Genomic DNA, 24,592 nt, shown 5'->3' on the forward strand with positions numbered 1-24,592 from the left:
CGTCGCTTGCGCCTTGCTGGCCGCCTGCTCGCGGCTGTCGCCGCGGTGGTGGGGCTGGTCGCCCTCTTCCTGGCGTTGATCGCCGCCACCGACGGCTCGGGATCGGGATTCGTCGCATGGTCCGCGGCTGTCGGGATCGCGGTTCTCGCAGCGCTGTGGCGGGGCCGCCGTCGCTCCTGGCAGGGACGGCTGGTCCCGTTCCTGCCGGTGCTTGTCGCAGCGGCCCTGACGCTGTCGGTGTGCGTCCCCACGGTCTCCACGACGCGCCGCCACCCGGCCGACCTGTCGTTCGTCACCACCGAGCACTGGCGCCTGTCCACCGGCAGCCGGGTCGCGGTCTACCACTACCCGCCCACTGGCAACAGCCCCCGCCACCGCGTTCCGCTCGTCTACCTCAACGGCGGACCTGTGCGCGGCATCTCGGTGCTCGACCACCGCTTCCTCCAGCAACTCGCGGGACAGGGCTACGACGTGTACGCCTACGAGCAGGCCGGCGGTGGACGCAGCGACCTGCTCCCCATGGACCAATACTCGATCACCCGGTCCGTCCATGACCTCGGCGCCTTCGTCGACAAGCTCGGTAAGGGCCACGCCGACGTGCTGGGATTCTCCTCGGGCGCGATCGTGCTCACCCGCGCGCTGGCCGACCCGGCGACGGCCGCCCACCTGCACCGGGCGGTCATCGCCGAGCCAGGCCCGATGGACGGCCCGACCGCCCGGATCGCGGGGCACAAAGGCCGGCCGTCGGCCCGCGGCATCGCACCAGCCATGACCGGCCCGCGCTCCACCCACGTCCCGCGGTACGGGGTCGCCTTCGGCCTCATGCGGCTCGGACTGCTCAGCCCTGACAGCGGGCTGGTAGGACAGGCAGAAGGCGCCAACGCCTTCACCGCCGCCGATCTCGGCAGCGACACCGCGTCCGCCTATTGCGCGCGGGACGCGCACCGCATTCCGGTCGAGGACACAAAGCAGAACTTCTCCTTCAGCGCCGCCGCCAGCCTCCGCATCCAGCAAACGATCGAAGACTCACCCTCCCTCGCCCCACAGCTCAAGCGCTCCCGGACACCCGCGATGCTGATGATCGCCGAGTGCTCCTCCCAGATCCGGCAGTGGGAGACGACCGTGCTCGCAGACAACCCCGCCATCCAGCGCACCCAGTACATGCCCGGCGTCGGCCACCACATGTGGAACGGTCTGGGTGACAACGACCAACGGGCAGCAGCCGTCATCACCGCATTCCTCCAGGACAAGCCCGCACCGCTGCCTGACTACCCGACCCGGGCCGACATCCCGGCCTTTCTCCACGATCACAAGTAAGGGCAGGGAGCCTGTCCGAAGTGCGGCGTACAAGCTGGCTCGCCGTGCCGCTCGCGGGGCGGCACGGCCGCCGCGGATGGTGCCGTCCGCCAGCCCTGCCGAAGCCCGCGCGAGGACGAACCCGGCGAGGACGTCGGTCTCGAACTGCTCCAGTTCCTCAGCCGAGGCCGGATCGCGGAACTCGCGCAGATCGCGTACGGCTGCCAGTGCCAACCCGAGCCCCCTCGCCTTCACCCCGATCACAGATCGATCGGACGAAGCGTGAACGCTTCAATAATCCTGAAGTTGCGTCACTGGCTCGCAGGACACTCCAAGGAGACAGAACACCCTGGCCACGGGGACGAGGTCTCAGCAGGGCTCAGAGGACCTCGGGATGTCGCACAGACTGTGCGACGTGGCCGGCGTTCAGTTCCACGCGCCTGCCAGTGAAGCGGGTTCGCATGCGGCGGTCGTGGGTGACGACGACGACTGCGCCTCGGTAGCAGGCCAGGGCTCCTTCCAGTTCTTCGACCAGGACGGGGGAGAGATGGTTGGTGGGCTCGTCCAGCAGCAACAGGTCGATGGGTTCGCTGACAAGGCGGGCCAGTTCGATCCGGCGCCTTTGTCCGTAGGACAGTTCGCTCACTTTCAGGCGCAGGTCGGCAGGGCTGAACAGTCCGAGGGACAACAGACGGGCGATGTGCTCGTCCAGTTCACCTCCGCGGCCGTGGGCGAACGCCTGTGGGATGGTCAGACCAGGCGACCACGGTGTCTCCTCCTGTCTCAAGTGCCCGACCCGGCCTCGCGTGCGTACCGTCCCCTCATCCGGCTGCAACTCACCGGCCAGCACCCGCATGAGCGTCGTCTTGCCGGCCCCGTTGGGCCCGGTGACCAACAGCCGCTCCTCGGCGCCGATCCGCAGCGACGGCACGTGCAGCCGGTCCTCGACACGGATGCCGGTGAGTTCCGCCGCGGCCTGCGACGTCTGCCCCTCTGCGGTGGTCATCCGAGCGGCGAAGACCAGCGGTTCGGACGGCGGCACGACAGGATTGTCCGTCAGCCGTTCGACTCGCTCTTTCGCATTGCGGATACGGACCATCGCCCCGTGGCCACGGCCGCGGGCACGGAAGCCGCCGTGGCCGACCACGGCAAGCGGCACCTTGCGAGGGATCGCCTCCAGCCGTGCCACATTCGTGGCCGCCAGCTTCTGGTTGCGGGCCAACTCCGCGCACCAGTCCGCGTATTCCTGCAGACGGCGCCGCCGCTCAGCGGCCTTGGCGGCCAGGTAGCCGTGGTAGCCGTCGCCGTGACGCGTCACCTTGCCCTCGCCGACCTCCAGGATCGTGGTGGTGACCCGTTCCAGAAACACCCGGTCATGGGTGACCGCGAGCACCGTGCCGCGATGCGTCCGCAGGTGTGTCTCCAGCCAGTTCACCGCCTGGTCGTCCAGATCGTTGGTTGGTTCGTCCAGCAGTAGCAGCTCCGGCTGGGACGACAAGGTCGCGGCCAGCGCCAGTCGTGATCGCTCACCACCCGACAGCGTGCCCAGGGCCCGATCCCGAGCCAGACCCGGCAAGCCGAGCCCGTGCAAGGCGATTTCCACCCGAGCGTCGGCCTCGTAGCCGGCGCGCGCCTCGTACTGGGCGACCATGCGAGCGTAGGCGTCCAGCGCGGCGATAAGCTCCGCCCCCGCCAAACCCGTGAGTCCGGCTTCGGCATGGTGCATCCGCGCTTCGAGTTCACGCAGGTCGGCAAGAGCCATATCCACCGCGTCCTGGACGGTGGCCTCGGAGGGCAGGGCCAACGACTGGGCCAGATAGCCCGAGCCGCCTGGTGCGATCACAGCCAGTTCGCCGTTGTCGGGCCGGTCCTGCCCGGCGATCAGTCGCAACAGGGTGGATTTACCGGCTCCGTTGTCGCCGATGATGCCGGCCCTCTCGCCCGGCTTGACGCTGAAGGACACGTCGTCCAGCACGACGCGGTCGTCGTAGCGGCGGGTGACGTTCTGAAGAGATAGCTGTGCGGTAAGCATGGAGTCCCCTGTTCTCGGCCGGGCCGATCGGCACGGGTGGACGGACGCATCCGCGCATGCCGGAAACACTCCGCGGCATGCCAGACAGGCGGCATCACGGGAGAAACGGAAGCACGGATGTGAACGCGCGACAACGGAGCCAAGCTCAACGCAGCCGCACGGGGACTATCACAGAGAACCCATGCGCAAGACCGTAAGCGGGGAGTCCCTGGGGCTGCAAGCTATTTTCTTCGGCGAGATGACAGAAAGGGGCAACAGGGGCGGGCGAGTCCCTGCGGCCGGCCGGCCGACGACGAGTACGCGTACAGCACCGGCGCGGACGGCACCGCGGCCTCGAAGTACATGTGCTGACCCGTACTGACGAAGAACACGAACACCCGGAGACGGGACTGCGCCCTGACGGTCGTCCGACACCGGGGTTCAGGGCCCCAGACGACCTGACCGGCTACGGTGTCACGGCAGCCAGATGATCCAAGCCCAGGCATCAACCAGCCAACGCCGTAGCCAGATCCGTCGAAGATGCCCGGCACTCGGCCGCCTGTGATCCCGGATCCGCGCTCACTTTTGCGGGCGCTCTGCGGGGACTGCTTCCCCGTCCGCGAGGGTGACGGGTCGCGGGACGATGGCCGTCAGGACGCCACGGAGGCCGGTGACGCGGCGGGGGCGCGATCGATCGCGGCGCCGGAAGGCTGTGGCACCCGGCCGGTGTCGCCGCTCCGGCGCAGCCCCAGAACCACGCCTACCGCAACGAGCAGCACGCCGGCGATGTCGGCGGGGCCCGGCCTGTCCAGGCCGAGGGCGACGGTCGTGAGCAGGGCGCCCACGGGGACGAGGCCGGCGAAGAGGCCCGCGCGGTCGGCGCCGAGGCGGCGCAGGGCGTCGTACCAGAGGAAGAAGGCCGCCGCGGTCACGATCGCGCCGAGGTAGCCGAAGGCGGCTGCCTCGCCGGACGTGGGGAGGCGCAGCGCGGACGTGCCGTCCAGGGCGAGGCTCGCGGCCAGCAGCATGGGGACGGACAGCGCGGCGGGATACGCGGCGACCCTCAGTGGGCCCAGTTTGGGCAGGAGCGGGACGGCGAGCAGGGAGAACGCCACCTCGCAGGCGAGGGCGCCCAGCGAGAGGAGCAGGCCCGGCAGGCTGCCCGAACCGAGGCCGGCCGCGACGGCCGCGCCGACCGCGACCACGAGCGCGGCGCCGACCGTACGCGGGGACGGTCGCCGGCGTGCAAGGAGCGGGCCGACGAGGGCGAGGACGAGGGGGACGGCCCCGACCACGCTGCCGATCATCGCGGGTCCGGCGTGCCGGGTGGCCTCGACGAGGAAGAGGTTGAAGCCGGCCAGACCGGTGGCGGCCAGCGCCACCAGGAGCAGGAGTTCACGCGGCGTCAGACGGACGCGGGGCAGCCGCCGGTGGCGTACCACGGCGAGCAGGATCACCGCGGCGAGCGCGTAGCGCAACGCTTGCCCGGCGAAGACGGGATAGCCGGCGACGGTGGCGGAGACGGCTGTGGACGTGCCGACGAGAAGCATCGCCGAGGCGGCGCCGGCGGGGGCGGATTTCATGCGGTGCGCTCCTGAAGGGTCGGGGCGGCGGGTGTGGTCAGTACCTTGCGGGTGACGCGTTCGGCGATGGCGGCGACCACGGTGCGGGGGCGGCGCGGCGTCAGGTGTGCGGCGAGAGCGTTGCCGAACCCGGGGGCGACATAGCCGCGGTCGCGGTCCAGCGCCCGTAGCGCGGCACGTACGACGGGCTCCGGAGTGGTCATCGAGCCCATGACGGCAGCCTTGCGGGTGCCGATGGTGTCGAAGAAGGCGGTCTCGACCGGGCCGGGGCACAAGGTGAGCACCCGGATGCCGCGCCGCCGGTACTCCTGGCGCAGGGCGAGCCCGAAGTTGAGGACGAACGCCTTCGCCGCGCCGTAGACGGCGAAGTACGGGGAGGGCTGGAAGGCGGCGTTGGACGCTACGTTGACGACCGCGCCGCGGCCGCGCTCCAGCATGGCGGGCAGCAGTTCATGGGTGAGGTCGACGAGGGCGACGACGTTGACCATCAGCTGGTCGTGGTCGCGGGCGCCGGACAGTTCCTCGAAGCGGCCGCAGGTACCGAAGCCGGCGTTGTTGACCAACAGGTCGACGCTCAGCCCGCGGGCCGTCAACCGTTCTGCGACGCGGCGGGCCGCGTCCGGCTCCGCGAGGTCCTGGACCAGTACGTGCGCGCGGACTCCGTACTCGGTGACCAGACGCTCGGCGAGCGCGGCGAGCCGGTCGCCGGACCGTGCGACCAGGATCATCTCGTGCCCCTGGGAAGCGAGTTGCGCGGCGAACTCCGCGCCGAGCCCCGACGACGCTCCCGTGACGAGGGCGGTGCGGTGCATGAGGGAAATGTCGTGCATGAAATCCTCCTCGGCTGACATCAACTGAGTGCTGAGCGTACCGATATTGCCATGAACTGCAACAGGCTTGATGCAACTAGTGCGTGGAGAGAACCGATGCCGTACCCTTTTAAGGGTCAAGTGGGCTGACTGGAGGCGTCATGGGCGAGACAGCGGCACGAACGTTGCGGGCGGACGCAGAGCGCAGTGTGCGCGCGATCCTGGAAGCGGCCGAGCGGCTTCTCGCCGAGGATCCCGGTGCGTCCATGGAGCAGATCGCCGCGGCGGCGGGAGTGGCTCGGACGACGATCCATCGACGGTTCGCCAACCGGCAGTCGTTGATCGAGGCGCTGGCGTCGTCCGCGGCCCGCCAGCTCGCCCAGGCAGTGGACGACGGCAGGCCCGACACCGCACCACCCCTGGTGGCGATGCACCGGATCACGGCCAACGTGCTCCAGGTGAAGAGTGCTTGGGCATTCGCCCTGGAACTGCCGGCCGACCCGGACAGCGAGGCCGCCGCCCTCCATCGGGACATCGACGACCGCTGCACCGCCGTACTGAAGCGGGCCAGGGCCGACGGCCTCATCGACGAAGCGGCCGACCTCGACTGGGTACGCCGCGTCTACTACGCGCTCATCGGCGAGTCCCTGCGTGAGAGTGCGACGGCCATCGGCCCAGACGCCGCCCACTCGGGGATCAACGAGCCGGATGCCCTCGCCGCCCGAATCATCGACACCCTGCTGCGTGGGGCGGGCCCGCGCGCCTGACAGTGCACTTGAGGACCCCACGAGACGGCACGTCCGTGCTCCTGGCGCCGCCTGGGGACCGACTGTTCTACGACGAAGCGGACGCAGGAGTCCATGGCTTCGGTCACATCGCGCAGTTGAGCCGAAGGGAAAGCGGCACCGTCCGGGGCGGGACGGGATCACCTCCGCCGGACGACGTCTTGCCGCGGAGAGCGGGAAGCCGCGAGTGTTCAGCGCTACGTGGACGGGCGGACGGATAGTTTGCATCATCCGGGCTCTTGCGGGCCGTGTCCCTGACGGCGCGGCGCGGGAGACCCCGGTCTTGTACGGACGCTCCTTCGCCGCACGTCACAGAAGGTGATCATCCGACGTGCGCAGTCTGGCCGGGCGAACGTGCTCCTGGCCGTTTTGCCCCCCCCGAAGGCTCACGAGCTCTATGCGAGCTGGGGCTACGAGAAGGTGGGCGAGCGCGCCCGCCCCGCCGTACGCGGTCATAGTCAAGTAACTGCACGCGTGAGCGCGTCCGCTGCGCGCCGGCGCAGCGGCGCACACCTGGCAGCCTGGTGCTGGCGGGCGAGGGCCTTGACGGCGGTGCCTTCGCCGAACGCCTCGACCACCTGCGCCGCCTGGTCCGGGTCGAGCGCGGCGGGGCGGCCGAGCGTCTTGCCGGCGGCTTCGGCCGCGGCGACTCCTTCGCGGGTGTTCTCGCTGATCATGTCGCGCTGGAACTCCAGCATGGCAACGAGGACGTTGACCATCATCTTGGTGCCGGGGTCGTCGGAGGGCGAGGTCGATGCCACCGGGCGGAAGAGCCGGGCGGCGTCGGCTATGCGGATGGTGTCGCCGACGCCGGCCTCGTTCAGGAGCCGGGTGAATCCGGCGCGGTCAAGGGAGAGCTGCCGGGTGGAGGTGGCGGGGGCCTCGTAGACGGGGCGCCGGCGGTCAGCAGCGGGGCCAGGGCATGGCGCTGGCGGGCGTGGGTCGCTTGTCGGTGGAGTGTCGCAGGTAGCCGGTCGGCCATGTGGTCTTCGCCTTCCCTGGGTGGGCCTGGCGGTGTCCGCGGCCCACCCGAGCGGGGAGCGAAATGGGGAGGCGGAACAGTGGACCGGATTCGATTGGATCTGCGGCCGGTTCCGGCAGGTCTGCGGGCCGAACCGGTTGGATCTGCGCGCGGCAGGCGTGCCTGGGCAGGCCGCACATCGGCGCATATCGCCGTGCTCGGCTTGCCCGGCCGGCCACGCCCTTGACGATAGGCAGGTGAATGCCTGCATAATCGCAGGCGTGAGCCTCGAAGCAACAGCGATGGACTTGGTGTTCAAGGCGCTGGCCGATCCCACACGGCGGCTCCTGCTCGACCGGCTGCGCGAGCACAACGGGCAGACCCTCCGCGAAATGTGTGAGCGCCTCGGCATGGCACGCCAGTCGGCGACACAGCACCTGGACATCCTCGTGCGGTCCGGCCTCGTCACCGTGGTACGGCGCGGCCGGGAGCGGCTGCACTACCTCAACCCGGCCCCGATCCACGAGATCGAGGAGCGCTGGATCTCCGGTTTCGACAAGCCCCGCCTGCAAGCGATCAGCGCAATCAAGCACCAGGCAGAGGAGTACGCCATGACCAACGCACCCGCACCGGTGCCGGACTACGTATACGTCACCTACATCCGCGCCAGTGCGCAGCAGGTGTGGCAAGCCCTGACCGATGCCGACTTGACGGCGCGCTACTGGGGACACGCCAATGTCTCCGACTGGCAGCCGGGCTCGGCCTGGGAGCACCGGCGAGCCGACGGCTCAGGCAAGGTCGACGTGGTGGGCCATGTCCTGAAGGCCGAGCCCCCGACCCGGCTGGTCATCACCTTCGAAGACGCCCCCGATGTCGAATCGCCGAGACAGCCGTCGGTCGTCACCTTCCTCGTCGAACCGCATCAGGACATCGTCCGCCTCACCGTGACCCACGAGAACCTTCCCAACCAGGAGATGCTGGGCGGCATCTCGGCCGGCTGGCCGGCCGTGATGGCGAACCTCAAGTCGATGCTGGAAACCGGCGAGGTCCTGCCGCAGGCCCCCTGGGATATGTCCCGCGCCCACACCTGAGCGGTGCCTCTCCGCCCCTCGTCTTCATTCCGCTCAACGCCCACACAGAGAGGTGCAACCCATGCTGGACACCGCCCCGCTCCAGGACGCCTACCGCTCACTGCTCGACGCCGCCGCCACCGTGGCCGACGCCCCCAGCCCCGCCCCGCCGGACGGCGAGTGGAACGCCGACCAGATCCTCGCGCACGTCTCCCTCGTCAGCGCCGCCACCATCGCCGCCGTCGCGGGTATCGCAGCGGGGGCCCATACGACGTACGACAACCGGATCGCCCTCGATGCCTGGACCATCGAGCACACCATCGCGCACGCCGGCGGCAACGCTGGGCTCCGGGACCGCATCAGTAGCCAGGCAACTGCCCTGTGCGCACTCGCCGGAGGTGCGGCGCTCAGCGACGCCGAACTCGGCACCCCGGTGCCCGCCCGGCTCCTGTCCCACGACACCCTCCTGGTCGATCGGCCCATGCCGCTGCACGACATCGTCACCGGATTGGCGGAGGCAGAACTGCCCGGCCACACGAAACAGCTCCTCGCCCTGTTCCCCGACCAGGCCGTGGCCGAGGCCACGCGGTGACCAGGTCACAGCGATCCCGACTTCGGCTCGTCAGGGAGATGTTCGTGGAACCTGCCCATGCTGATGGGCTGTTGGCTGCAGTCCCCGGTGCGTGAGATATGCGACGGGGGCGGGTTGACGCCTGAGGCACGTCGACGCCGAGAGACGGTGCGGATGGCGGAATACCGCAGGGATCGAATACTGACTCTGCGCCAGTCGGCCCGTCGTGCTCGTCACGTACGTACAGGCAGCCGTACACCGTGTGGTGCGGGACGGTCTGCGCGTACTGGAAGGGTGTCATCGGCATGGGGTGGCCAGGCCGAGCGGGGCGGTGGTCGAACTCGAAGGCGAGGAGGCCAAGAGGCTCCTTGCCCGCCGGACAGTTGGTCCGCAGGCTGGTCAGTAGTTCCTCGTGCGGTCCGTCTGGATCGATGCGGGCGGGGTCCTCCGCGCTGAGCAGGTCCTCTAATGAGGCGTACGGGGTGACCCGCTTCACGATGATGTCGAGCTCCCGACCGCTGTCCCGGTCGTGGAAGACGACCGTGTCCCCGACTTCGACAGCAGCCGTCGTGGGAGCGGGGACGTGTACCTCGATGGTCTTTCGGCCCGACTCCACCTGCCCGTAGCGGCGCCCCAGGAGGTGGAAGTCATGCCGCCGCGACGACGCGGTCCCGGCTGCCCCAAGACTGTTGGTGCCGGGCAGGCTGCTCTGCGCTCCGGCGGCCCCGGCCGGGCAGCGGGCCTCCGAACAGTTCCCGCTCTGCCTCCGACACCTTCGGCTCAGCCATCCGTACACGGCTTAGAAACCTTTTCACGAAGCACCTCCACCAGTGGCTGCCGGTACCTGGGCGTAGAGCACTCCGGCGGCGAAGTTCTGCAGGACCGCCTCGGTGAACGGGTGGCAGTCGTTGGGGGGATTGCCGGGGTCGACCCAGACCAGCGCGGTGTGCTTGCCCTGCTCGCGGTTGTACGGCTCGCCCTCCCACCGCTGTGCGGTGAACGCCACACCGATAACGAGATCGTCCTTGGTGCGGAAGTGCGCAAGCTGACAGAACTCCAATGCCCCTTCGTCGACGTACACTCCGCTCTCCTCCAAGAGCTCGCGAGCCGCGCCCTCGTCGCAGAACTCTCCTTCTTCCAGGTGTCCGCCGATCACAGTGAGCCGCCCTGCTGAGTAGGAGGATGCCGGTCCGTGCCGCACGGTCAGGACCCTTCCGTCGCTGGGACGCTGGAGCAGGGCCATGACGATCGCGATGCTGCGGTGCCGCTCAGTCACGGGTGGTCCCTCCGCATCAGTCGGTCAAGGGTGCGTTGTCCCCGTGCTGTGACCTCGTCATCCCCGTGTGGCGGGCCCCAGGCCAGGCAGCTCACTGCGTCGAGAACGACCAGGCACTGCAGCACATGTCGCTCCTGGCTGGTCAGTTGGCGGCCGTAGCCGTGGAAGAAGGCCCGTTCGAGGGCGGGGGCCTCAAGCCATGCGGTCGCGGCCAGGATCACGAAATCTTTGACGAGCGGGGCGAACTGCGCGCGCTCGAAGTCGATGACCGCGAGCCCGGACCGGCTCTCCCAGAGCCAGTTGCGTTCCTGAGCGTCGCCCTGGATGAAGCCCAGGGGCACCGGGCCCGCGCTCCGCAGCTGCACGGCGTAGCAGAGGACGAGTTCTCGTTCGGCCGCCGTGAGGCGGTCCGCTGCAGCGGCCAGGTGCTTGCCGACGCCGTTGGCAGTGGCCGTCAGGACGTCTTCGGCCTCACTGCGGGCCTCTCGGTCGAGGCCACCGGCTTCGTGGAGCCGTGCGTAGAGGGCTCCGGCCTGGCAGTGTACGGCGCGCTGCCCGGCGTCGACCAGCCGCAGCTGGGTGACAGGGCTGCCGGGGACGGCGGTGAGAAGGAGGGCCAGGGCCTCTGCGCGGCTGTCGACCAGCTGCGGTGCCCGGTTGCGGAGCAGGGCGGGGACGGCGTGGCGGTAGGCGAAGGTCTCGCGCCGGTAGAAGGTGGCACTGGGGCTGATCTTGATGAAGTGGCGGGCGTCGGCGGTGCTGTGGAGCTCCCACACCTGCGAGTTCGGCCGGGGCTGCGAGGCGTCACGCACCCTGATGATCTCGCCGACTCGGTGCTGGGCCCAGATGCGCAGCGAGGGCGGGAGGGTCTTCGGCTCTGTCATGCCCTCCACCTCGTATCCAGGCGGGCTGAGCGGCGGACGACGGCGTCAACACGGTGCACGGCCAGCTTTGTGGACGTCGCGGCAGACTGGAGTCGTTCGATTACGGCAAGCGTATGCACAGGGGCAGGGGTGGGATTCACGGTGTCCTCCGGAAGCGCGGGTAAGGGGTACTGGTGCTCTAAGAACGGTGCCCGGGAGGACCCGTAACGGCCCATGTGGGGGCAGATTGTGGACGCATGTTCTAGGAACCTGCTGGGGTCAAGTGCGGCCTTCGCTGAGGGATTCGGCGTTCGCTCGAACAGGTCGGCTCACTCCTTCGGGGGGTTGCCGCGAGGGGAGGTGACCGCCGGTCAGGTACCGGAGCTCGGCGGAATACTGGGACGTGCTGTTGCCAGCCCCTCGGGGCGGCCGGTCGCGCGTCAGTGCTCGGGAGCCAGCTCAAGGCGGCCCGGGGTGCTGTCGCACGGGAAGCTCTGCTCGGGGCCGGGTGTTCGCTGCTTGGTGTGTCCGCGTGCGGACACCTGGTTCCGGGGGCCGGGATCGATGGGTTGCATCTCGACGTGGTGTGCGGTGCCGGCTTCGGGGCCGGTCCAGCCAGCTCCGGGGCGGCTTCGCCGACCGGCTCGGTGGTGATGCGGATGAAGCGGGCGTTCTGGGGGAGAAGGCGGATGGTCACACGCGGGCAGGCCGGCGTCAGACTTCCCGTGCATGGCGGCCTGCGCGAGGGCTATTTGGTGGCGACGACGTAGATGCTGCCCCACTGCCGTTTCGGGTTAGCGATGCTGGGATTGAAATCCCACGGTTCCACTGTCCGGAATCCTGCCTCTGTGAACAGCTGTGTGAGCTTGCTTTGGTCGTAAGACCACAGGTGAGGTGTGTAGTTGGGAGTCTCGTCCTGAGTGGCTGATCCGGTCGCGGACGAAGGCGCGGGCGTGTCCGGGATGCAGGGTGGTATATCCACCCTGTGGAGGAGCGCGTCGAAATCCCCGGGGGCGGGTCGGAACTTCGGAGGTCGAACTTCCCGGCCATGGCCGGGAAGCTGAGGATGACCTTGGCGCGATGGCCCCGGCATTCCTCGCCGGCGATCACCCTCGGTTACTATGCTCACTTCATGCCGGAGGCCGGCAACAAGGGGCGGGGCACCATCGACGGACTGCTTGGGAAGCGGGGAGAGCGGCACGCCAGTCGAAACTCCCCAGATTCTCCCCAGCATCGGTGACGGCCGATTGTCGCCCTCGCGCCTCGGAGCGGTCGTCCGTGGATTGCAAGGCTGAAGAGATGGGTGGCCTGGGAAAGTGCTGGAAGAAGTCGTAGCGACCCGCTATGTCACGCCTTTGCGTGAGGGTGGTTCGCTCCCGGGGATCGTCGAAGCCGATGATCTCGGTACGTACGTCATGAAATTCACCGGCGCCGGACAGGGCCCCAAGACGCTCGTGGCCGAGGTCATCTGCGGTCAGCTCGGTCGCAGGCTCGGGCTGCGCGTACCCGAGCTGGTGCAGATGCAGCTGGACCCCGTCATCGGGCTCTCCGAGCCCGACCAGGAGGTGCAGGAGCTTCTGAAGGCGAGCGGTGGGCTGAATCTCGGGATGGACTACCTGCCGGGATCGCTCGGGTTCGACCCGCTCGCCTATCGGGTCGGGCCCGAGGAGGCCGGACGGATCGTCTGGTTCGACGCCGTGATCAACAACGTCGACCGCTCCTGGCGTAACCCCAACCTGCTCGTCTGGCACGGTGACCTCTGGCTCATCGACCACGGGGCCACCATGATCTGGCACCACAACTGGCCGTCCGCGCACAACTACGGCACCAAGCCGTACGACGCCTCCGACCACGTCCTGGCCTCCTTCGGCCCCGATGTGGCCTCCGCCGCCGCCGAACTGGCCCCGCTGGTCACCGAGGAACTGCTGACCGAGGTCGCCGCCGACGTCCCCGAAGCCTGGCTGGCGGACGAGGCCGGATTCGGCACCCCCGAAGAGCTGCGCCGGGCCTATGTGGAGGTCCTGCTGGAGCGGGCCGCCACCGTGCACACCCGGATCACCCTCGGGCCGCAGACCCCCACCGGTCCGTCCCGCGCCCCGGGCTGGCTGTCCGAACGCCTCGCTCCCCGCACGGGCGCCGCCCAGGAGAAGGACGGTCTCCGGTGAGCGGGCGTGATCCCGTTCGCCGGGACATCTACGAGTACGCGCTGGTGCGTGTGATGCCCAGGGTCGAGCGCGGCGAGATGTTCAACGCCGGGGTCCTGGTCTACTGCCGGGCCAGGTCCTTCGTCGTGGCGCGTACGCATCTGGACGAGGCGAAGCTGAGGATGCTCGACCCGCACGCCGACGTGGCAGGCGTCCGGGCCGCCCTGCGCGCTGTCGAAGGCGTCTGCGAGGGCGGAGAAGCGGCGGGGCAGGCCGGCCCGGACGATGCGGGGCGCCGGTTCCGCTGGCTCATCGCGCCTCGTTCGACCGTGGTGCAGCCGGGTCCCGTGCACACCGGACTGACCGCCGACCCGGCCGCGGAGGCCGAGCGGCTGCTCAAGCTGCTGGTGCGCTGAGAGGGTGGCACCCGGTGTGAGGTTCACTGCTGATCCCGTGTGCCGTTGACACCGCGTGCCAGGCCTTCTAGCGTCTCGACTGCTGAAGGTACTAAGCGGTTGCTCAGTGATCGAGGGCCGCCATCCGAGGGCGAGGAGAGCCAGTATGTCCACCACCGAGCAGCGCGTTGCCATCGTGACCGGGGCCGCACGCGGCATTGGCGCAGCCACGGCCGTACGTCTGGCGGCCGAAGGCCGTGCTGTCGCTGTACTCGACCTCGACGAGGCGGCCTGCAAGGACACCGTCGAGAAGATCACCTCGGCGGGCGGCCGCGCCATCGCCGTGAGCTGTGACGTCTCGGACAGTGCCCAGGTCGAAGCGGCGGTCGCCCGGGTCGCCGCCGAGCTCGGCGCCCCGACCATCCTGGTCAACAACGCCGGTGTCCTGCGCGACAACCTGCTCTTCAAGATGAGCGAGTCCGACTGGGACACGGTCATGAACGTCCATCTCAAGGGCGCCTTCCTGATGTCCAAGGCGGTCCAGAAGCACATGGTGGACGCCAAGTTCGGCAGGATCGTCAGCCTGTCCTCCAGCTCCGCGCTGGGCAACCGCGGACAGGCGAACTACTCCGCCGTCAAGGCAGGGCTCCAGGGCTTCACCAAGACCCTCGCCAAGGAGCTCGGAAAGTTCGGCGTCACCGCCAACGCTGTAGCCCCCGGCTTCATCGTCACCGAAATGACCGCGCAGACCGCGGAGCGGGTCGGCATGGGCTTCGAGGAGTTCCAGGCCGCCGCGGCCACCCAGATCCCGGTGCAGCGTGTCGGCAGGCCCGAGGACATCGCCAACGCCATCGCCTTCTTCACCGGCGAGGACGCGGGCTTCGTCTCGGGCCAGGTCATGTACGTCGCCGGCGGACCGCTCAACTGAACAGGGAATCAACGGACATGACTGCACAGGACAGCGGGAAGGTCGCGCTCATCACCGGCGCGAGCCGTGGAATCGGATACGGCATCGCGGAGGCGTTCGTCGCCCGCGGCGACCGGGTCTGCATCACCGGACGCAATGAGGAGGCGCTCAAGGCGGCGGTGGAGAAGCTCGGGGCCGACCGCGCGATCGGTGTCGCGGGCAAGGCCCATGACGAGGGGCACCAGGCGGCGGCCGTCGCGCGTGTCATGGAGGTGTTCGGCCGGGTCGACCACCTGGTCAACAACGCGGGCACCAACCCGGTGTTCGGCCCGATGGCCGAGCTGGACCTCAATGTGGCGCGCAAGGTCTACGAGACCAATGTGATCTCGGCGCTCGGCTTCGCCCAGCAGACCTGGAGGGCGTGGCAGAAGGACAACGGCGGCGCGATCGTGAACATCGCATCCGTTGCCGGGGTCTCCGCCTCGCCGTTCATCGGCGCGTACGGCATGAGCAAGGCGGCGATGGTCAATCTCACCCTCCAGCTGGCGCACGAGTTCGCGCCGGCCGTACGGGTCAATGCCATCGCGCCCGCGGTGGTGAAGACCAAGTTCGCCCAGGCGCTCTACGAAGGCCGGGAGGAGGAGGCTGCCGCCGCGTACCCGCTGGGCAGGCTCGGCGTCCCGGCGGACATCGGGGGCGCTGCGGCCTTCCTCACGTCGGACCAGTCGGGCTGGGTCACCGGCCAGACCCTGGTGGTCGACGGCGGGATCTTCCTCAACGCCGGCGTCGGCTGAACCCGGATCCACCCGCCACCGCACGGCCCCGGGCATCCGTCCGGGGCCGTTGTCAGTGGCCGCCGGTAGGTTCTGTGGGGAGAACGGATCGTACACCGGAGGTTGTTGACGTGACCGGAACCGACATGCTGCCCGCATCCTGGAGCGGCGTCCTCGGCGAAGAGCTGCAGAAGCCCTATTTCGCGGAGCTCACGGCGTTCGTCGAGGAGGAGCGGGCCAGGGGGCCGGTCTACCCGCCGCGTGAGGAGGTCTTCGCCGCGCTGGACGCCACCCCGTACGACCGGGTGAAGGTACTGATCCTCGGCCAGGACCCGTACCACGGCGAAGGCCAGGGCCATGGGCTGTGCTTCTCGGTGCGTCCCGGTGTCCGGACGCCCCCCTCCTTGCGGAACATCTACAAGGAGATGAAGGAGGAGCTCGGCCACCCCGTGCCGGACAACGGCTATCTGATGCCGTGGGCCGAGCAGGGTGTCCTCCTGCTGAACGCGGTGCTCACGGTGCGCGCATCGGAAGCCAACTCGCACAAGGGCAAAGGCTGGGAGAGGTTCACGGACGCGGTGATCAGCGCGGTGGCCTCGCGGCCAGATCCCGCCGTCTTCGTCCTCTGGGGCAACTACGCGCAGAAGAAGCTGCCGCTGATCGACGAGGAGCGTCATGTGGTGGTGAGGGGCGCACACCCCTCGCCGCTCTCCGCGAAGAGGTTCTTCGGTTCGCGGCCCTTCACCCAGATCGACAAGGCGGTCGCCGGGCAGGGCCACGCGCCGATCGACTGGCGGATCCCCGACCTGGGCTGACCGGAGGCGCCCGTACAGGCCCGCGGCAGCAGCGGGGGCCCGGTCCGTACGGCCCGGAGTCGGCTGTGAGATTCGGCCAACGCGGCACATGTGCGCGCCGGGCGGCTGGTGCCCGGCACGTTCGGCCGGAGACCGCCTAGCGTCGGCCGTACGCCGGGAGGACCGGACGGCCACAGGTGTTGACGGGTACAGGAGGCAGCGGTGACGGAGTCGCAGCAGGAGACGTCGGGAGACGTCGTCATGGGCAGGATCGGCCAGGTCATCATGCTGCTGCACGGCGGAGACCGGGAGGAGGCCCGCAACCGGTTCGCCGGGCTGTGGGACGAGATCGGCGAGACCGGAGACACACTGCACCGCTGCACCCTCGCGCACTACATGGCGGACACCCAGGACGACCCCGAGGACGAGCTGCTCTGGGACCTGCGGGCGCTCGCAGCGGCGGAGGGCCTCGACGAGGACGAAGGCCGCCACCCCTCCGCTACCGCCGTCCGCGGCTTCTATCCCTCCCTGCACCTCAACCTCGCCGCCGACTACCTGAAACTGCACCGCAGAGAGGCCGCGCGCGTGCATCTGGAGCGCGCCCGGTCCACTACCGGCGCGCTGGCCGAAGACGGCTACGGAGACGGCGTCCGGGCGGCGATCGAGCGGCTGGAGTGGCGCCTGGGGGAGGGGTGAGCCGCGTACCCGTACGCCAATGTCCGCAGATCGCCGCGGTGCGTCAACGCCCGTACGTCTGTCGGCAGATCCGCGCCTGCGGGCTGTCCGGCGGCCAGCCTCCGTACCCTTCACCGAGCGAGCAGACATCCGTCCTGGCGCCGGGTGCTGGAGCCACGCGTACCGGATGACGCTGCGGGGCCGGCGGCGCGGGGCGCACTGGACCGGGGCGCACTGGACCGGGGCGCACTGGACCGGGGTGTACGGGCCGGCCCGCGTTACCGGCCCGCGCACCACCGGTATCCGCTCCGTGCTCCGCTCGGGCGCCGCTGCCGGAGCGGAGCCCCTGAGGGGCGGTCGTGGCACGCCTCCCGGTCTCGGGTCCAGGGAGTACGGTCTCCAGCACCTCGATCGGCGGACTCTGTACGGCCTGCGGGCCGGCCCCCCGCGCGTGGTGGGCCGGCAGTCCGGAAGCCCCTGGTGCCGGCGTGGATCCCGCAGGGACGGCCACACAGCCGGAGACGGCCGAGACAGCTGCGCCCAGGAGGGCCAGGGTCAAGATCCTTGATCGGTGCACCCGCCCAACTCTGCTGCCCGCCGGGGCCGTTCCGGAGGCACAACGGAAGACTGGCCCCGTAAGAGTGAGGCGCGTGGCGTCCCTGCCCGGATCATTCGGGGTGATCCGGACGGATGACCACGGGCCCTGTCCGGCCGTTCCTCGTGGGCCAAGCCTGTTCTATGACCTCCGGGCCGGCAGACCAGCACGATGGTCATGAACACTTGGTGGTGGGGCACAAGCCACTCCTGAACGCGGTCCCACCGTTGCCGGCCACCCAGCTCGGACAACACCTGGGTGCAGACAGGGTCACCGGCTGCGGCTCCGGGCATGATTGCTGTCAGGAGGGGTTCAGCACTGCCAGAGAAACGCTGCCTCGCCGCACGGCCGGCAGCTGAAGACATAACCACGCCCCCCGCCGCCGAAGTTGGCGGAGGCGGCGAAGTCGTCGCCCTCCTCCAGTTCCGCGGTGAACGCCATCAGGGCACTGCAAGAGGAGCAGACGGGGGTCTCGTCATCCTGGAGCCAGTCCGGTTCGCCGCCCAGCCGTCCCAATACCGGTTCGTCGGTGGGCGTGCTCTCGGGATGAAGCCGCAAGGCGGTGACCGCGCCGAGATGCGTCTCTCCCTCGGCCGGAGCGGCAGCCGGGGAGAGCTTGCCACTGAAGAGGAAGGCGGCGTTGCCTCCGGCAGTAGCGTTCCAGTCGTCACACATACCGGGGTCGTTCTGGCAGAAGAACACTGCCACCACGCCGAACGGCAGTGGAAGATGGACGAGAAACTGCATGGGGCCATGGCATTCGCGGCACACTGGCCAGACGAATCCGTCCGGAACGCGCGGGACGCCACCGGTGCGCAGGACGGGCGCGTCGGCGGCCGCTTTCCCGTCGTGGATCAGCAACATCCCGCCATCCTACGGTCGGCCTCACGCCTTAGGGGTCCTTGCACTATGAGCGCCAGCCCGCGCGACCCGGGCGGGCTGGCGCTCATAGTGCAAGGACCCCTTGCGGCAGGGAGCCAGGAGCGTCCTCGAACAAGAGCCGCAGGGCATCAGCTGTCGGCCACGCTCAGCGTGCGCGTGGGCGTCGGCGAGCTTCTCCAGGGGGTAGCTCTCTTCGATGCGGGGTGTGTAGCGGCCTTCCCTGCCCAGTTCGGCCGCCGCGGACAGGAGGGTCGAGTCGTTCTCCGCGTTGACCACCTGCGTGCCCAGGCGCTCCCCTCGCGCGTGGTCGGCGACTGTCGCGACCCGCGTCGGGTCGCCCGTGATCGCGATGAGGTCGTCCAGGGAGCCGGAGGCCGTGGTGTCGAGGGCGATGTCGACGCCGTGCGGAGTCAGCCCGGCGAGGCGCTGTGCGAGGTCCGGGCCGTACGTCGTGTGAGTGGCGCCGAGCGAGGTGAGGAACTCGTGGTTGCGTTCGCTCGCTGTCCCGATCACGGTGGCTCCCTGCTCCACAGCGATCTCGACAGCGGCACTGCCCACGCCTCCCGCCGCGCCCTCGACGAGGAGGGTCCGCCCCGCAAGAGAGCCGAGCGCGTTCAGCCCACCCATTGCGGTCACCGAAGCGAGACCGGCGCCCGCGGCCTGCTCGTCGCTCCACTCGGCGGAGGCCGGGGCCCAGGTCGAGAGAACGACCAGCTCGGCAGCGGCCCCGGTGACACCACCCAGCCCGAAGACACGGTCACCGGTGCTCACTCCCGCCACGTCGTCACCGATCTCGTCGACCACGCCAACGGCGTCACGACCGGGAATGGCAGGCAACTCCAGCGGAAGGAACGGGCGCAGAGCGCCGCGCGCAGTTTCCAGTCGATGGGCTTGACGTTGGCCGCCGCGACGCGGACCCGGATCTCGCGAGGTCCGGGATGCGGGTCGGGTGCCTGCTCAACCACCAAGTTGTCCACGCCGCCGTACTCGTGGAAGCGAACTGCGCGCATAGTGGCGCCGGACTGATCGCTCTGATCGGGGAGACAGGCCTCAGTCGCCGGTGACGCCGTCGATCCGCTCGCGGACGAGATCGGCGTGACCGTTGTGGCGGGCGTACTCCTCGATCATGTGTGTGTAGATCCACCGCACGCTGAACTGCTCGCCCCGCCGGCCGCGGCCCACGGAGAGGTCGTCCAGCGAGAAGCGGGCGGCCACTTCGCGCGCGTGGGCTATCGCCTGCTGCCAGGTGCTGTACGCCTCGTCCCAGGTGTCCGAATCGGTCAGGTGGAACTCTCCGTCCGGATCCTCCTCGCTGAAATACAGCGGCGGGGTGTCCTCACCCTTGAGCACCTCGAGGAACCAGCCCCGCTCCACCTCCGCCAGATGCCGTACGAGCCCGAGCAGCGACAGTTCCGAAGGCGGCACGGACGCCTCGCGCAGCTGCTTCTCGTCGAGTCCTGCGCATTTGAGGGCCAGCGTGGCGCGGTGGTAGTCCAGCCATCCTTCGAGCATGGTGCGTTCGTCGGCGGTGAGCGAGGGTTCCTGGCGTTCCGGTGCTGTCATGTGGGGGATCATCACCCACGCGTCGGCCGCGGCGCCACTGATATGCGGCTGAGGGTCCGGGGCTGCGGACATCCCCGCCGTCCCGTTCTGCGCCACCGGCATCTCCACCGGCATCTCCTGCGGGGAGTGGGACACCTGCTGACTCGCCCACGGGCCGGGCCGTGGGCCGACCCGACGGGGGCCCTCGCGTCGCAACACGGTGGAGCGGCCGCCGAGTACGACGGCGATGGCCCGTCAGGCAGCCGGCACCGTCCGGCCGCCGACCCTGCGCAGCGCACCGGCGGTGGTGGCGGTACGAAACTCTCGGTGGTGGCGGTACGAAACTCTCTGATCAGCGCCTTCTCCATCCTCGGGCCCGATCCGGTGCTGCGCTCCCTCGCGGACATGGCCGGTCGGCAGCCGCCCCGGCGCACGTATGCTGCCCAGGCACGGAATCCAGGACACGCGGGACACGACGGACCGCTGAACGGGCCGGCCGTCGGACCGGTGACAAGTCGGACCGGTAAAAAGAGCGACACATCGACAGATGGATAGGGAGACCCTGTGAAGGTCGGCTGCATCGGGCTCGGGGACATCGCGCAGAAGGCGTATCTGCCGGTACTGACCTCCGGACCCGGGATCGAACTGCATCTCCAGACCCGGACACCGGCCACTCTCGCCCGCGTCGCCGAGACCTTCCACATCCCGGCGGACCGGTGCCACACCGACCTGGACTCCCTGCTGGCTGAGGGCCTCGACGCGGCCTTCGTCCACGCGCCGACCGCAGTCCACCCCGAGATCGTCAGCAGACTGCTCCACGCGGGCGTCGCGACCTATGTCGACAAGCCGCTCTCGTACGAACTCGCCGAGTCCGAACGTCTTGTGGCCCTCGCCGAAGAGCGCGGGGTGAGCCTCGCCGTCGGCTTCAACCGGCGGCTGGCCCCGGGCTACGCCCAGTGCGCCGAGCATCCCCGCGACCTGATCCTGATGCAGAAGAACCGGACGGATCTCGCCGAGAAGCCACGCACGCTCGTCCTCGACGACTTCATCCATGTCGTCGACACGCTCCGCTTCCTGGCTCCGGGACCGGTCGAGCACGTGGAGGTGCGGGCCCGGATCCGCGAAGGGCTGATGCACCATGTGGTGCTCCACCTCTCCGGTGACGGCTTCTCCGCGATCGGTTCGATGAACCGGGTGAGCGGCTCCACCGAGGAGATCCTCGAAGTCTCGGGCCACGGGACCAAGCGCCAGATCGTCAACCTCGCGGAGATCATCGACCACAAGGGGCAGCCGACGGTGCGCCGTCGCGGCGACTGGGTTCCGGTGGCCCGCCAGCGCGGTATCGAGCAGGCCGTCACCGGCTTCGTCGAAGCGGTCGCGGCCGGGAAGCTGCTCAGCGCCCGGGACGCCCTGCTGACCCATGAACTCTGCGAGCGGGTCGTCCTGCGGGCTGAGGCGCAGGCCTTCTGACCGAGCGCAGGCCCTCGACGGCGCACAACAGGGCGAGGACGGCCAGGGCGCCGTGCACCGGCCAGTCGCCGAATCTGACGTACAGCGTCGTGCCGTGGGCCAGCGGGATGTCGTACACCTGGGCGGCGCTGCTACCGGTGCCCAGCCGGGGGCCGACCTGATCGCCTCCAGGGCCGTACACCGCGCTCATCCCGGTGAGTGTCGCGTGCACCATCGGGCGGCCGCTCTCGGCCGCCCGCAGCGCGGCCAGCGAAGCGTGCTGCTCGGGCGCCCAGCTGTGCTGGAACGACGAGGTCGACGACTGGGCGACGAGGAGCTGGGAGCCGTCCCTCGTCAGCTGTCTGCCCATGTCGGGGAACGCCGATTCGAAGCAGATCAGCGGGCCCACCCGGAGCCCGCCGGGCAGTTTCATGATGACCTGGTGCGTGCCGTGCCTGCGGTCCTCGGCGGCGGCGCGGCCCACCGATGTCGCCCAGCCGAGGAGCGAGCGTGCCGGGATGTACTCACCGAACGGTACAAGCCGCATCTTGTCGTAGCGGTCGCCGGTCAGCCCCTTCGGGCCGACGAGTACGGAACTCTTGTAGATGCCCGGTGCGTCCGAACGCCGGGCATCCACATTGACCAGGATGTCCGCCCCCGTCTGCCGGGACAGCCTGGTGATACGCGCCGTCAGATCCGGGCGGCCCGCCAGATCGTGGCCGACGCTGCTCTCGCCCCACACCACCAGGTCGATGTGGCGGCCGGTCAGCTGCCTGGTCAGGGCCTCACTCCGGTTGAAGCGGTCTTTGATCTGCCGGGTGACGCCCGGCTGGACCACGGCGACGCGGGTCCCGCCGGCCGTCTCGGGGCGCGGCGCCCATACCCACACGGCCGCGGTGAGCGCGGCGCAGGCCAGCACCCCGGCGACCGCGGTCGTACGAGCGGAATCCGCAACCACCAGTGCCACGGCGCCGGTGTTCACCGCCACCACGAGCAGGCTCACCAGCCAGACGCCGCCCACCGAGGCCAGCCGCAGGGCCGGCGTGAACTGCCACTGACTGGAGCCGAGTAGCCCCCAGGGGCCGCCGAGCCCCTGCCAGGACCTCACCAACTCGGCCATCAGCCACCCGGAGGGGACCACGACCAGAGACGCCGCCACCCGTGCGGGAGCCGCGGCGCCGCCCAGCATCCAGCGGACCAGCCACCCCCACGGGGCCCAGAGCAGCCCCAGCAGCGCTGCCAGGACCACGATGAAGACGTTCAGGCTGGGGATGAGCCAGTGATGAACGGAGATCATGAACCCGGTACCGCCCAGCCAGCTGTCCAGCGCCGCCCGCCGCGCCGTGGGCGCCGAGCGCGCCAGCAGCATCCAGGGCACCAGGGCCACATAGGCGAACCACCAGAGGGACGGCGCCGGGAAGGCCAGCGCCGGCAGCGCCCCGGCCAGCAGCGCGGCGGCGCCGCGCCACCACGGCGAGCGGCCGGCCCTCCGCAGTCGCTCCAGCGGCATCCGCATCCCGCGCCTCCTCGCTCCCGCCCCCGTGAGCAGCTCCGTGCGGACGGTCTCCGCCGAGTGGCCGCTTCCCACAGTGTGAGGTAGCCGGACGGCCACGGACAGTGCGCCCGCGCGCGCTCGGCGTGTCAGGCCCCACCGGGCGCGCCGGGAACACGCCGCCACTTCTCACGCACGACGACCTTGCTCAGCCGCCATCCGCTGTCCGTCCGCACCACGCTGAAGTCGTAGCGGCCGCCGGAGACGAAGTCCGGCGCTGCCGGCCCGGTTGCGGCTGCCGCGTCCGCAGCCGGACCGCCGCCGCCCCCACCGGACGGCCGGGACTCCAGCCGCATCGGGTTGAGGTAGTCGGCCTGCAGTTCCGCCCGGTCTCCCGGGTAGCCGCCCAGATCCTGCAGCCGCAGCCGCCGGTTGACGATCAGGTGCTGGCGTACGGGGAAGAGCCGCATCATCTCCGCGAGCCAGTCGGCGACCTCCGCGGCGGGGCCCTCCACGCCGCCCGCCGTGCGGTAGTCGGCCCGGCCCTCCGGCTCGAACAGGGCGCGGTAGTCGGCCCATTCGCCGTCGTCCACCGCCACCGCGTATCCGGTGATCAGTTCATCGATGTCCAGCCGGTCCATCACGGTAGCGAGTTCCACGCGCTGAGTCATCGGCTCAGTCTCCGGCAGCCGGCGCCCCGGGCCAAGGGGTCTGCACCATCGCCCCGGGCGGCCCCGGCGGCGCTTGTGGGCCTGTCGGCCGCCGTGCTACTGCTGCGGCACCAGAGCTGCTCGCCCGGGTGCGACCCGGCCGGAACCGAGGAGAGTCACCCGGATGCCCGTACGCAGTGAACGCAACGGCCCCGTCACCACCGTGGTGCTCGCACGGCCGGAGGCGCGCAACGCCGTCGACGGACCCACCGCTCTGGCGCTGGCGGACGCCTTCCGGGCCTTCGACGCCGACCCCGGTGCGGCGGTGGCCGTGCTCTGGGGCGAGGGCGGGACCTTCTGCGCCGGGGCGGACCTCAAAGCCGTCGGCACGCCGCGCGGCAACACCGTCACCGCGACCGCCGGTGAGGGGGACGGCCCGATGGGGCCGACCCGGATGCGGCTCGGCAAGCCGGTGATCGCCGCCGTCTCCGGCCACGCGGTGGCCGGCGGACTGGAACTCGCGCTCTGGTGCGACCTGCGGGTGGCCGATGAGGACGCCGTGTTCGGGGTGTTCTGCCGCCGCTGGGGAGTACCGCTGATCGACGGGGGGACGGTAAGGCTGCCCCGCCTGATCGGCGAGAGCCGGGCGATGGACCTGATACTGACCGGCCGCCCGGTCGGCGCGGCCGAGGCTCACGCGATCGGGCTTGCCAACCGGGTGGTCCCGGCGGGTACCGCTCGGGCCGCCGCCGAGGAACTCGCCGCCTCCATCGCCGCGTTCCCGCAGACCTGCCTGCGGGAGGACCGTCTCGCACTGCTGGAGCAGAGCGGCCTGCCGGAGGCCGACGCGCTGGAGGGCGAACTGCGGCACGGCCTGACCTCGCTCACGCAGGCGCAGCGCGGGGCGGACGAGTTCGCCGCCGGAGCGGGGCGGCACGGATCGTTCGGCCGCCCGCCGGCCGACCGCCGCTGACCTGGACGCACCTGACGCGCTGGCAGTTATCCGCCATGGCACCTATCCGCCAGCGCATTCGCCCCACCGGCGCCGCGAGCGCCCCGAGACTCTTCG

Annotated in this window: 22 protein-coding genes and 2 pseudogenes; 12 read left to right on the plus strand and 12 right to left on the minus strand. The window is 70.0% G+C overall.

What is annotated here, in order from left to right; genetic code table 11:
* The first annotated feature begins 6 nt into the window (after positions 1–6).
* Entirely contained in the window at positions 7–1,317 is a 1,311-nt protein-coding gene (locus tag OG584_RS30855; RefSeq protein WP_405782736.1) for an alpha/beta fold hydrolase, read from the plus strand.
* Between the two features lie 358 nt (positions 1,318–1,675).
* On the opposite strand, the gene OG584_RS30860 is transcribed toward OG584_RS30855, so the two are convergent.
* From OG584_RS30860 to OG584_RS30870, 3 genes are all read right to left on the minus strand, one after another.
* Positions 1,676–3,328 carry a TlrC/CarA/OleB/SrmB family ABC-F type ribosomal protection protein gene (locus tag OG584_RS30860; protein ID WP_405782737.1) on the minus strand — a complete coding sequence of 551 codons (1,653 nt, stop codon included), beginning with the start codon at positions 3,326–3,328 and terminating at the stop codon, positions 1,676–1,678.
* A 629-nt stretch (positions 3,329–3,957) separates the two neighbouring features.
* Positions 3,958–4,890, minus strand: coding sequence for a DMT family transporter (locus tag OG584_RS30865; RefSeq protein ID WP_405782739.1), 933 nt, complete (start codon positions 4,888–4,890; stop codon positions 3,958–3,960).
* Positions 4,887–5,702: an SDR family NAD(P)-dependent oxidoreductase gene (locus tag OG584_RS30870; protein ID WP_405784371.1), complete on the minus strand. Its 816-nt coding sequence runs from the start codon at positions 5,700–5,702 to the stop codon at positions 4,887–4,889. The genes OG584_RS30865 and OG584_RS30870 overlap by 4 nt, the downstream gene beginning before the upstream one ends.
* 158 nt (positions 5,703–5,860) lie before the next feature.
* Here OG584_RS30870 and OG584_RS30875 point away from each other — a divergent pair, with 158 nt between their 5' ends.
* Positions 5,861–6,466 (plus strand): TetR/AcrR family transcriptional regulator, encoded by a 606-nt coding sequence (locus tag OG584_RS30875; RefSeq protein WP_384779312.1) that lies wholly within the window; start codon positions 5,861–5,863, stop codon positions 6,464–6,466.
* Positions 6,467–6,942: 476 nt separating this feature from the next.
* Here the strand turns inward: OG584_RS30875 and OG584_RS30880 are convergent, their stop codons facing one another.
* Positions 6,943–7,245 carry a recombinase family protein gene (locus tag OG584_RS30880; RefSeq protein ID WP_405782741.1) on the minus strand — a complete coding sequence of 101 codons (303 nt, stop codon included), beginning with the start codon at positions 7,243–7,245 and terminating at the stop codon, positions 6,943–6,945.
* Between the two features lie 502 nt (positions 7,246–7,747).
* On the opposite strand from OG584_RS30880, the gene OG584_RS30885 reads away from it, so the two are divergent.
* Positions 7,748–8,536 carry an ArsR/SmtB family transcription factor gene (locus tag OG584_RS30885; RefSeq protein ID WP_405784373.1) on the plus strand — a complete coding sequence of 263 codons (789 nt, stop codon included), beginning with the start codon at positions 7,748–7,750 and terminating at the stop codon, positions 8,534–8,536.
* A gap of 61 nt (positions 8,537–8,597) precedes the next feature.
* Positions 8,598–9,107, plus strand: a complete 510-nt coding sequence (locus OG584_RS30890) for a hypothetical protein (protein ID WP_391787762.1) — start codon at positions 8,598–8,600, stop codon at positions 9,105–9,107.
* Between the two features lie 790 nt (positions 9,108–9,897).
* On the opposite strand, the gene OG584_RS30895 is transcribed toward OG584_RS30890, so the two are convergent.
* From OG584_RS30895 to OG584_RS30905, 3 genes and pseudogenes are all read right to left on the minus strand, one after another.
* Positions 9,898–10,362, minus strand: coding sequence for an NUDIX domain-containing protein (locus OG584_RS30895; RefSeq protein ID WP_405782742.1), 465 nt, complete (start codon positions 10,360–10,362; stop codon positions 9,898–9,900).
* On the minus strand, positions 10,359–11,246 hold the full coding sequence (locus OG584_RS30900; RefSeq protein WP_405782743.1) for a phosphotransferase: 888 nt from the start codon (positions 11,244–11,246) through the stop codon (positions 10,359–10,361). Before OG584_RS30900 ends, OG584_RS30895 begins: the two co-directional genes overlap by 4 nt.
* 727 nt (positions 11,247–11,973) lie before the next feature.
* A pseudogene (locus OG584_RS30905) lies at positions 11,974–12,144 on the minus strand (glycosyltransferase); the annotation flags it as partial.
* A gap of 397 nt (positions 12,145–12,541) precedes the next feature.
* Between OG584_RS30905 and OG584_RS30910 the strand changes: the two are divergent.
* From OG584_RS30910 to OG584_RS30935, 6 genes are all read left to right on the plus strand, one after another.
* On the plus strand, positions 12,542–13,390 hold the full coding sequence (locus OG584_RS30910) for a HipA family kinase (protein WP_405782744.1): 849 nt from the start codon (positions 12,542–12,544) through the stop codon (positions 13,388–13,390).
* Positions 13,387–13,785 (plus strand): DUF3037 domain-containing protein, encoded by a 399-nt coding sequence (locus OG584_RS30915; protein ID WP_405782745.1) that lies wholly within the window; start codon positions 13,387–13,389, stop codon positions 13,783–13,785. The genes OG584_RS30910 and OG584_RS30915 overlap by 4 nt, the downstream gene beginning before the upstream one ends.
* A 145-nt stretch (positions 13,786–13,930) precedes the next feature.
* On the plus strand, positions 13,931–14,692 hold the full coding sequence (gene fabG, locus OG584_RS30920; RefSeq protein WP_164261595.1) for a 3-oxoacyl-ACP reductase FabG: 762 nt from the start codon (positions 13,931–13,933) through the stop codon (positions 14,690–14,692).
* A 17-nt stretch (positions 14,693–14,709) separates the two neighbouring features.
* Entirely contained in the window at positions 14,710–15,465 is a 756-nt protein-coding gene (locus tag OG584_RS30925; protein WP_405782746.1) for an SDR family oxidoreductase, read from the plus strand.
* Positions 15,466–15,575: 110 nt separating this feature from the next.
* A complete protein-coding gene (ung, locus tag OG584_RS30930) occupies positions 15,576–16,259 on the plus strand; it encodes a uracil-DNA glycosylase (protein WP_405782748.1) in 684 nt (227 codons plus the stop codon).
* 240 nt (positions 16,260–16,499) lie between these two features.
* Positions 16,500–16,934 (plus strand): hypothetical protein, encoded by a 435-nt coding sequence (locus OG584_RS30935; protein WP_405784374.1) that lies wholly within the window; start codon positions 16,500–16,502, stop codon positions 16,932–16,934.
* A gap of 886 nt (positions 16,935–17,820) precedes the next feature.
* On the opposite strand, the gene OG584_RS30940 is transcribed toward OG584_RS30935, so the two are convergent.
* From OG584_RS30940 to OG584_RS30950, 3 genes and pseudogenes are all read right to left on the minus strand, one after another.
* Positions 17,821–18,372: a hypothetical protein gene (locus OG584_RS30940; RefSeq protein WP_405782749.1), complete on the minus strand. Its 552-nt coding sequence runs from the start codon at positions 18,370–18,372 to the stop codon at positions 17,821–17,823.
* Between the two features lie 156 nt (positions 18,373–18,528).
* A pseudogene (locus OG584_RS30945) lies at positions 18,529–19,400 on the minus strand (NADP-dependent oxidoreductase); the annotation flags it as partial.
* Between the two features lie 40 nt (positions 19,401–19,440).
* Positions 19,441–19,953 (minus strand): DinB family protein, encoded by a 513-nt coding sequence (locus tag OG584_RS30950; protein WP_405782750.1) that lies wholly within the window; start codon positions 19,951–19,953, stop codon positions 19,441–19,443.
* 543 nt (positions 19,954–20,496) lie between these two features.
* On the opposite strand from OG584_RS30950, the gene OG584_RS30955 reads away from it, so the two are divergent.
* Positions 20,497–21,402: a Gfo/Idh/MocA family protein gene (locus OG584_RS30955; RefSeq protein WP_405782751.1), complete on the plus strand. Its 906-nt coding sequence runs from the start codon at positions 20,497–20,499 to the stop codon at positions 21,400–21,402.
* Here OG584_RS30955 and lnt read toward each other — a convergent pair.
* Complete coding sequence (lnt, locus tag OG584_RS30960; RefSeq protein WP_405782752.1) at positions 21,326–22,897, minus strand: apolipoprotein N-acyltransferase; 1,572 nt, start codon at positions 22,895–22,897, stop codon at positions 21,326–21,328. The genes OG584_RS30955 and lnt overlap by 77 nt on opposite strands.
* A 125-nt stretch (positions 22,898–23,022) precedes the next feature.
* The gene (locus OG584_RS30965) at positions 23,023–23,544 is read right to left on the minus strand and encodes a nuclear transport factor 2 family protein (protein WP_405782753.1); all 522 of its coding nucleotides are present in this window, start codon (positions 23,542–23,544) and stop codon (positions 23,023–23,025) included.
* Between the two features lie 163 nt (positions 23,545–23,707).
* Between OG584_RS30965 and OG584_RS30970 the strand changes: the two genes are divergently transcribed.
* Positions 23,708–24,496, plus strand: coding sequence for a crotonase/enoyl-CoA hydratase family protein (locus OG584_RS30970; protein WP_405782755.1), 789 nt, complete (start codon positions 23,708–23,710; stop codon positions 24,494–24,496).
* The last annotated feature ends 96 nt before the right edge of the window (positions 24,497–24,592 follow it).

This window comes from Streptomyces sp. NBC_00859 (assembly GCF_045161865.1).
Classification (GTDB): Bacteria; Actinomycetota; Actinomycetes; order Streptomycetales; family Streptomycetaceae; genus Streptomyces.